The sequence below is a fragment of the Mesorhizobium sp. B263B2A genome, from assembly GCF_020165775.1.
In the GTDB taxonomy this organism is placed as follows: domain Bacteria; phylum Pseudomonadota; class Alphaproteobacteria; order Rhizobiales; family Rhizobiaceae; genus Mesorhizobium; species Mesorhizobium opportunistum.
The window spans coordinates 116707-124370 of the sequence record NZ_JAIUIU010000019.1 but is presented as its reverse complement, the minus strand read 5'-3'; the positions used below and the strand labels follow the sequence as shown (position 1 = coordinate 124370).

Sequence of the window (7664 nt, the reverse complement as noted above, 5' to 3'; positions counted from 1 at the left end):
CAAAGGGTTTTGCCCCTTTCAAAAGATAGCAAAAGAGATTTCGTCAAAGCCGACCTCCTCCCCGGCAATGACGAATACGGTCGATCTTCACCTCCTCCCGAGGGTCGACCCTCAAAACGACACCCGCCGGACCTCCTCCCCCGGCGGGTGTTGTTGTATTCAGCGCCTGGTTTCGCCCTTCTGCGGTTTGCCCAACACCAAGCACGGCAATTGCAATCGCCGCACCAAGCGATTATTCCGGCGCTCATGAGCAAAAATCCCATCCATATCATCGGCGGCGGTCTCGCCGGTTCCGAAGCCGCATGGCAGGCGGCGCAAGCCGGCGTACCGGTCATCCTGCATGAAATGCGGCCCGTCCGCGGCACTGACGCGCACAAGACCGATGGGCTGGCCGAACTCGTCTGTTCCAATTCCTTCCGCTCCGACGATGCCGAGAACAACGCCGTCGGCCTGCTGCATGCCGAGATGCGGCTGGCCGGTTCGCTGATCATGGGCGCCGGCGACGCCAACCAGGTGCCGGCAGGCGGCGCGCTGGCCGTCGACCGCGACGGTTTTTCCGACGCGGTGACGAAAAAGCTCGAAGCGCACCCGCTGATCACCATCCAGCGCGAGGAAGTGCCGGGCCTGCCGCCGGCGGATTGGGACCAGGCAATTATCGCCACGGGCCCGCTGACCGCGCCGTCGCTTGCCCAGTCGATCGCGGAAGTGACCGGCGCCGATGCGCTCGCCTTCTTCGACGCCATTGCGCCGATCATCCATTTCGACACGATCGACATGGACATTTGCTGGTTCCAGTCGCGCTACGACAAGGTCGGCCCGGGCGGCACCGGCAAGGACTACATCAACTGTCCGATGGACAAGGACCAGTACCTCGCCTTCGTGCAAGCGCTGGTCGACGGCCAGAAGACCGAGTTCAAGCAATGGGAAGGCACGCCCTATTTCGATGGCTGCCTGCCGATCGAGATCATGGCCGAGCGTGGCGTCGAAACGCTGCGCTACGGCCCGATGAAGCCGATGGGCCTCACCAATGCCCACAATCCGACGGTGAAGGCCTATGCCGTGGTGCAGCTTCGCCAGGATAATGCGCTGGGCACGCTCTACAACATGGTCGGCTTCCAGACCAAGCTCAAGCATGCCGAGCAGGTGCGCGTCTTCCGCACCATTCCGGGCCTGGAAAACGCCGATTTTGCCCGCCTCGGCGGCCTGCACCGCAACACCTACATCAATTCGCCGACCCTGCTCGACGCCTCGCTGCAGCTGAAGTCGCGGCCTGGCCTGCGCTTCGCCGGCCAGATCACCGGCTGCGAAGGTTATGTCGAGAGCGCTGCTATCGGTCTGCTCGCCGGCCGCTTCGCCGCCGCCGAGCGGCTCGGCCAGCAGCCGTCGCTGCCGCCGCTGACGACAGCGTTCGGCGCCCTGCTCAACCACATCACCGGCGGCCACATCGTTTCCGACGATGAGCCGGGCAAGCGCTCATTCCAGCCGATGAACGTCAATTTCGGCCTGTTTCCGCCGGTCGAAGCGGCGAAGATCGAAGGCAAACGCCTGCGCGGCAAGGACAAGACCGTTGCCAAGCGCCACGCGATTACCTCGCGCGCGCTGGCCGATTGCAGGGAGTGGCTGGGCTTGCCGGCACAGGCGCAGGCCGCCGAATAACGAGCCTTTCGGATTGGACTCACGCAAGAAGTAGGATAATATACTACTCCTGATTGATGGGAGCCGTTCTATGGAATCCGCCGAGAAACTGTCTGTCACCGTCACGCCCGCAATGGCGCGCATGATCCGCGAGAAAGTCGAGGATGGTTCCTTCGGCTCCGCGAGCGAAGTGATCCGCGCGGCGCTGCGCGCCTTCCAGCGCGAAGAGGAAGAGCACGCCGAACGGATGGCGTCGATCCGGGCGCGGGTGAAGGCGTCGATCGAGGATACGAGGCCCGCCGTTCCACTCGAAAATGCAATTGAAAGAGTAAAGAGCCGCATTTCGCAACTCGCGCGAGACACCGGTGATACAGCGTCTCGCCGTCGTTCTTAGCGAAGAGGCGATTGCCGATCTCGAAGCGATTGCTGTCTACATCTTCGATAGCAGCGGAAGCGAAACCATCGCCAACCGTTTTGTCGATCGGATCAAAAATCGCTGCCAGGGCATCGGTAACGCCCCTCGCGGGGGTCGCCCCCGCGACGACATCATGCCGGGGCTACGAGCTGTCCCCTTCGAACATTCCGCCGCCATCGTCTATGTCGCTAATGACAATTTCGTCCGCATCGTCAACATCTTCTACGGCGGCCGTGACTACGAAGCACTGATGCGCGATGGTGGTTCGCGCGAGCCTTCGTAGCGCTACTCGGCCGGCTCCCCTGCCGCCACCGGCAGCCCCGGCTTCCCCGCCTCGCCTGGGTTTCGCCTGACATAGGCCGCCTTCAGGCTCTCCGAAGTCTCGCGCGAACCGTCATGGCTCCAGCCCGGCGGCTTGATCAGATAGTTGATGCGATCGCCAATCGAAAGACCTGGCGCAAAAGCGTCCCTGAACATGCCGATCCACTCGTGAAAAGCCACTTTCAGCGGGTTGAAGGTGCCGAGATTCTTGACGATGCCGTAGCGCGGCCGGTCCTCCTCCAACTCTTCGACGAAAGTGCCGAACATGCGGTCCCAGATGATCAGCGTGCCGGCATAGTTGGCGTCGAGATAGCGCGGATTGGTGGCGTGGTGGACGCGGTGGTGCGAAGGCGTGTTGAAGACGAATTCGAACCAGCCCCACATCTTGCCAATGGTCTCTGTGTGGATCCAGAACTGCCAGACCAGATTGAAGCCGAAGGTGAAGGCAATCACCGCCGGATGGAAGCCGAGCAGCACCAGCGGCGCCTGCAGCACGAACATGAAGGTGAACAGGCCGGTCCAGCTTTGCCTGAGCGCCGTCGACAAATTGTAGTGCTGGCTGGAGTGATGGTTGACGTGCTCGGCCCACACCCAGCGCACCCGGTGCGCGATGCTGTGATAAACGTAGTAGCGCAGATCATCGAGCAGGAAGGCGGCCAGGAACACCCAGGCCGACAGGCCGAGGTTGAAGACGCGGAACTGCCACAGCCACAGCAGCGCCCAGTACGAGACGACGCCAAGCAGCAGTCCGGCGACGACATTGCCGGTGCCCATCATCAGGCTGGTCAGCGTGTCGCGTGTCTCGAACGACCCCTTGGCGCGGCCTGTGCGCACCAGCCAAAGCTCGATCAGGATGGCGGCGACGAAGAACGGAATCGCCAGCTGCGTGACCTGCGGAAAATTGTAGTCGTCCATCAAGCAGCCTCCGCGGTGGAATTTGATTGGTGCGCGCTGTGAGCATTCAGCAAGGCTTGAGCATCGCCGGCACGGGCAAAGCGGAAGCTGCCGCCCTTCCAGGTAAAGTCCGTCAGGCGCACCAGGATCGTGTTCGTCTCGTCGGAGTTGGACACGGAGACGTCCGCAGCCGTGACGATGCGGGTCAAAAAGCAGTCGCCGACGCTGTGCACGATGCCGATGCGCCCGTGCCCGATATCCAGGAATGCCGTCCTGGCATCCGCCGTCAGGTGGACTTTCGCGGCCACTTCGTCGGGAAAATCCTCGCCGAAACGGCTCAATGCCTGATCTGCGCCGGCAAGCATTGCCGTCCTGCTGCCGCCGGTGAAATGCACGGCAGCGACCGACAGCGCAATGCCGAACACGACAAGGACGACCAGCACGGGCAAGCTCATGGATGGATTTCCTCCGGGCCGGCCCGTCGTCTTCGGCGACAGTTCTCAGCTCGGTCGAATCCTTAACACGGTTGACGTTTACGTCAAAGTGCCGGCCAGCCCTTGCTTGCACGACGCAGCAGCAGCCAATGCCGGCGCAAGGCGGATAGCCGTACGACGCCATCGAGCGGTGATTGGCGCGACCGTTCCATCTTGCCGAGATAGGCACGCGACAGCGCCAGCGGCAGGAATACCGGGCGCAAGGACGCCGGCAGCGCTGCGGCGTCCTGCTCGAAGGCGGAAAGATGCTCGCGCGCCAGCGCCATCATCGCCGCCATGGCGCGCTGCGCACCAGGTCCGCCATCGCCGGCAACGAATTCCTCCGGCGATGAGCCCGCCGCCGCCAGGATGTCGGCGGGGACAAAACACTGCCCTCGCTTGCGGTGCAGCGGCAGCAGAAGCAACAGGCCGGTCATTGCCTGGGCACAGCCTGCCCTGCCCGCCAGTTCGGCGAACCTTGGCGCCTCGACGGGATCGAGCACCATCGCGGCAAGCTGGATGAGTGCTGCTGCCGTCTCGCCGCAATAACCTTCCAGATCGGTGCGCGACGGCATCGGATCGTCGTAGAGATCGAAGATGCGGGCTTCGAGCATGTTTTCGAAGGCAAGTTTCGGCAATTTGAACGCGGCGATGGTGGCATTCAAGGCTTCGGCAACCGGATGGCCCGCGCCCGCCTCGCCACCGGCGGCGATCACATCGCGCCACCATTGCAGCCGCACCTCGCCCGGCAACGGTTCGTGGATGCGGTCGCGAATGCCGGCAATTTCGGCATTGAAGGCATAGAGCGAAAACAGCGCGTCGCGCTTGTCGGCCGGCGCATAGAGCGCGGTGAGATAGCGGTCGTGGTCGGCGGCGCGCACCGTGTCCATGACGATCTCGGTGTTCCGGGACATGTCAGTCGACGGCGATAAGCGCGGCAGCCACGGCGCGGTCCTCGGCCAGGAGCACGTTGTAGGTCCGCACGGCAGCGCCCGTCGACATCGGATCGGAGGCTATGCCTGCATTCTTCAGCGCCGCCCGCAGCGCCGCCGGCAATGGCCTCAAATCCCTGCCCATGCCGACCAGCAGGATCTCGACCTTGTCCGCCTCGGCCAGCAGCCTGTCGAAATCCGCCACGGTCAACGCCGAGGGGTCTGCCGGCTCCCAGCCATGGATTCCTGACGGCAGGCACAGGAGCGAGCCGCGATGCGACATGTCGGCAAAGCGGAAGCCGCCATTGCCGTAGGCCTCGATCGGCGCGCGACCAGGGAAATGCGCCTCGCGGATGACGATGCCTTTGCCGGTCACCACTTTGTCACCCCTTCAGCGCCGCGCGTCAGGTCGCGACCGCCTTGCCGCCGCCGACCGGCTTCTCCTCGTCGGCCGAAGCCTGCGGCCGCAGCTTGAACAGGATCAGCAGCGGTGCAGCGATGAAGATCGACGAATAGGTGCCGAAGACAACGCCGAACAACATCGCCAGCGTGAAGGAGCGGATGACTTCGCCGCCGAACAGCACCAGCGCCAGCAGCGCCAAGCTGGTCGTGACGGAGGTCAGCGTCGTTCTCGACAGCGTTTCGTTGATGGCGTTGTTCAGCAGCTGCGGCAACGGCATTCGCTTGTATTTTCGCAGGTCCTCTCGAACACGGTCATAGACCACGATCGTGTCGTTCAGCGAGTAGCCGATGATGGTCAGGATCGCGGCCAGCGATGACTGGTTGAACTCCAGCCCGGTGATGACGAAGAAGCCGAGCGTCATGACCACGTCGTGCACCGTCGCGACGATGGCGCCAACCGCGAACTGCCATTCGAAACGGAACCAGACATAGACAAGGATGCCGACCAGCGCGACGATCATGGCGATGGTGCCTTGCTTGGCCAATTCGCCGGAAACCGTCGGCCCCACCACCTCGACGCGGCGGAAATCATACTGGTCCTGCAACTCGCCGCGGACCTTGTCGATCACCGTCTGCTCGGCATTCTCACCGGCATCTTGCGTGCCGACGCGGATCAGCACGTCGTTCGGAGCACCGAACTGCTGCACCTGCACTTCGCCGATGTTGAGTTCCGTTAGTCTGCCGCGGATGTCGGCGAGATCGGCATTGCCGGACTTGGATTGCACCTCGATCAGCGAGCCGCCCTTGAAATCGATGCCGTAATTGATGCCGACGCTCATGAACAGCACCACCGACAGTATCGACAAGGTGCTCGACAGCGCGAACGTCCAACGGCGGATGCCCATGAACGGGATTTTCGTGCCGGGCGGAACGAAAGTCACCGGTGCCTTCGGCAACTCCTTCGGGCGAGCCCGACGCAGCCAGATCGACACCAGCAGACGCGTGAAGGTGAAGGCGGTGAAGACCGTGGTCAGAATGCCGATGGCATAGGTGATGGCAAAGCCCTTCACCGGGCCGGTGCCGAGATAGAACAGCACCACGGTGGCGATCAGCGAGGTGACGTTGGAATCGACGATCGTCGCCAGCGCCTTGGTGAAACCGGTGTCGATCGCCTGAATCACGGAGCGGCCGGCACGTCGTTCCTCGCGGATGCGTTCGTAGATCAGCACGTTGGAATCGACCGCCATGCCGATGGTCAGCACGATACCGGCAATGCCGGGCAAGGTCAGTGTCGCGCCGAGCAAGGAGAGCACGCCGACGATCATCGCCACGTGCACGGCAAGCGCGATGTTGGCGAGGAAGCCCAGGAAGCCGTAGGCGACGAACATGAAGGCGACGACGAGGATCGAGCCGATAATGCCGGCGACCTTGCCGGCATGGATCGAATCCTGGCCGAGGCCGGGACCCACGGTACGTTCCTCGATCACCGTCAGCGTCGCGGGCAGCGCGCCGGCGCGCAGCAGCACGGCGAGATCGTTGGCGCTCTGGGCGGTGAAATTGCCGGAGATCTGGCCGGTGCCGCCGAGGATCGGCTCGCGGATCTGCGGCGCCGAAATCACCTGGTTGTCGAGGATGATGGCGAACAGCTTGCCGACGTTCTGTGCGGTCGCCTGGCCGAAGCGCGCGGCCCCCTTCGAATCGAAGCGGAATGAAACCACTGGTTCGTTGTTCTGCGAATTATAGGTCGCCTGCGCGTCGACGAGGTTTTCGCCCGATACGATGACGCGGTTCTCGATCAGATACGGAACCGGCGGATCGTCCTGGGAGTAGAGCACCGACGAGCCCGCGGGCGGGCGTCCCTTGAGGGCGTCCTGCACAGGCATCGACTGGTCGACCATCTGGAAGGTCAGCTTCGCGGTCTGGCCGAGGATTTCCTTCAGCCGCTGCGGATCCTGCAGGCCAGGCACCTGGACAAGGATGCGGTCGTCGCCCTGCCGCTGTACGATAGGTTCGGTGGTGCCGAGCTCGTTGACGCGGCGCTCGACCACCTCGATCGACTGTGCCAATGCGGTCGACGTGCGGTATTTGATGCCGGCGTCGGTCACCGTGAATTTAAGCAGGCCGGGCTCGGATTCATCCAGCGACATTTCCTGGATGGAGCCGCCGGTGAACAGGCCGGCGGCAACCGGGTCGGTCAAGGTTTTCAACGCCTTCTTGGCGGCATCGAGCTGGGCGGGGTCGGTGATGCGCACCTGCAAGGTCCGCCCGTTGCCGGCAAGACCGGTATAGCCGATCTTGGCGTCACGCAGCAGTGTGCGGATTTCGTCGCGCGTCGTCTCCAGCCGATCCTTGATCAGGTCGTTCTGGTTCATCTCCAGCAGGATGTGCGAGCCGCCCTGCAAATCGAGGCCGAGCGTCATCTGCCGCTTCGGAACCCAGCTCGGAAGTTGGGCCAGCGTGCTGGCAGGGAACAGATTGGGCGCGGCGAGGATCACTGTGATGGCCACGGCCACCCAGATCAGGATCATCTTGAAGCGCGAAAAATACAGCATATGGCGTCGTCCGTCAGAGCGTGTCCGCGGATCGCTCCGC

At 63.2% G+C, this 7664-nt stretch carries 8 protein-coding genes; 3 read left to right on the top strand and 5 right to left on the bottom strand.

From position 1 onward, the window contains the following. The first annotated feature begins 246 nt into the window (after positions 1-246). From trmFO to LB568_RS25510, 3 genes are all read left to right on the top strand, one after another. Positions 247-1656 carry a methylenetetrahydrofolate--tRNA-(uracil(54)-C(5))-methyltransferase (FADH(2)-oxidizing) TrmFO gene (gene trmFO / locus LB568_RS25520; protein ID WP_140573776.1) on the top strand — a complete coding sequence of 470 codons (1410 nt, stop codon included), beginning with the start codon at positions 247-249 and terminating at the stop codon, positions 1654-1656. A gap of 70 nt (positions 1657-1726) precedes the next feature. Continuing rightward, positions 1727-2029: a type II toxin-antitoxin system ParD family antitoxin gene (locus LB568_RS25515; RefSeq protein ID WP_140573778.1), complete on the top strand. Its 303-nt coding sequence runs from the start codon at positions 1727-1729 to the stop codon at positions 2027-2029. Then, positions 2004-2333: a type II toxin-antitoxin system RelE/ParE family toxin gene (locus LB568_RS25510; protein ID WP_140573948.1), complete on the top strand. Its 330-nt coding sequence runs from the start codon at positions 2004-2006 to the stop codon at positions 2331-2333. Before LB568_RS25515 ends, LB568_RS25510 begins: the two co-directional genes overlap by 26 nt. A 2-nt stretch (positions 2334-2335) precedes the next feature. On the opposite strand, the gene LB568_RS25505 is transcribed toward LB568_RS25510, so the two are convergent. From LB568_RS25505 to secDF, 5 genes are all read right to left on the bottom strand, one after another. Next, complete coding sequence (locus tag LB568_RS25505) at positions 2336-3286, bottom strand: sterol desaturase family protein (protein WP_224731569.1); 951 nt, start codon at positions 3284-3286, stop codon at positions 2336-2338. Further along, positions 3286-3720 carry a hypothetical protein gene (locus tag LB568_RS25500; RefSeq protein ID WP_224731568.1) on the bottom strand — a complete coding sequence of 145 codons (435 nt, stop codon included), beginning with the start codon at positions 3718-3720 and terminating at the stop codon, positions 3286-3288. Before LB568_RS25500 ends, LB568_RS25505 begins: the two co-directional genes overlap by 1 nt. A gap of 83 nt (positions 3721-3803) precedes the next feature. Next, on the bottom strand, positions 3804-4652 hold the full coding sequence (locus LB568_RS25495) for a phytoene/squalene synthase family protein (protein WP_224731567.1): 849 nt from the start codon (positions 4650-4652) through the stop codon (positions 3804-3806). 1 nt (position 4653) lies between these two features. Further along, a complete protein-coding gene (locus LB568_RS25490; RefSeq protein WP_032928014.1) occupies positions 4654-5049 on the bottom strand; it encodes an Mth938-like domain-containing protein in 396 nt (131 codons plus the stop codon). 25 nt (positions 5050-5074) lie between these two features. Further along, positions 5075-7624, bottom strand: a complete 2550-nt coding sequence (gene secDF, locus LB568_RS25485) for a protein translocase subunit SecDF (RefSeq protein ID WP_013895112.1) — start codon at positions 7622-7624, stop codon at positions 5075-5077. Between the last annotated feature and the right edge of the window lie 40 nt (positions 7625-7664).

Coding starts and splice junctions, on each gene's coding strand:
- trmFO (WP_140573776.1), top strand. CDS start 247: ATGAGCAAAAATCCCATCCATATCATCGGCGGCGGTCTCGCCGGTTCC.
- LB568_RS25515 (WP_140573778.1), top strand. CDS start 1,727: ATGGAATCCGCCGAGAAACTGTCTGTCACCGTCACGCCCGCAATGGCG.
- LB568_RS25505 (WP_224731569.1), bottom strand. CDS start 3,286: ATGGACGACTACAATTTTCCGCAGGTCACGCAGCTGGCGATTCCGTTC.
- LB568_RS25500 (WP_224731568.1), bottom strand. CDS start 3,720: ATGAGCTTGCCCGTGCTGGTCGTCCTTGTCGTGTTCGGCATTGCGCTG.
- LB568_RS25495 (WP_224731567.1), bottom strand. CDS start 4,652: ATGTCCCGGAACACCGAGATCGTCATGGACACGGTGCGCGCCGCCGAC.
- secDF (WP_013895112.1), bottom strand. CDS start 7,624: ATGCTGTATTTTTCGCGCTTCAAGATGATCCTGATCTGGGTGGCCGTG.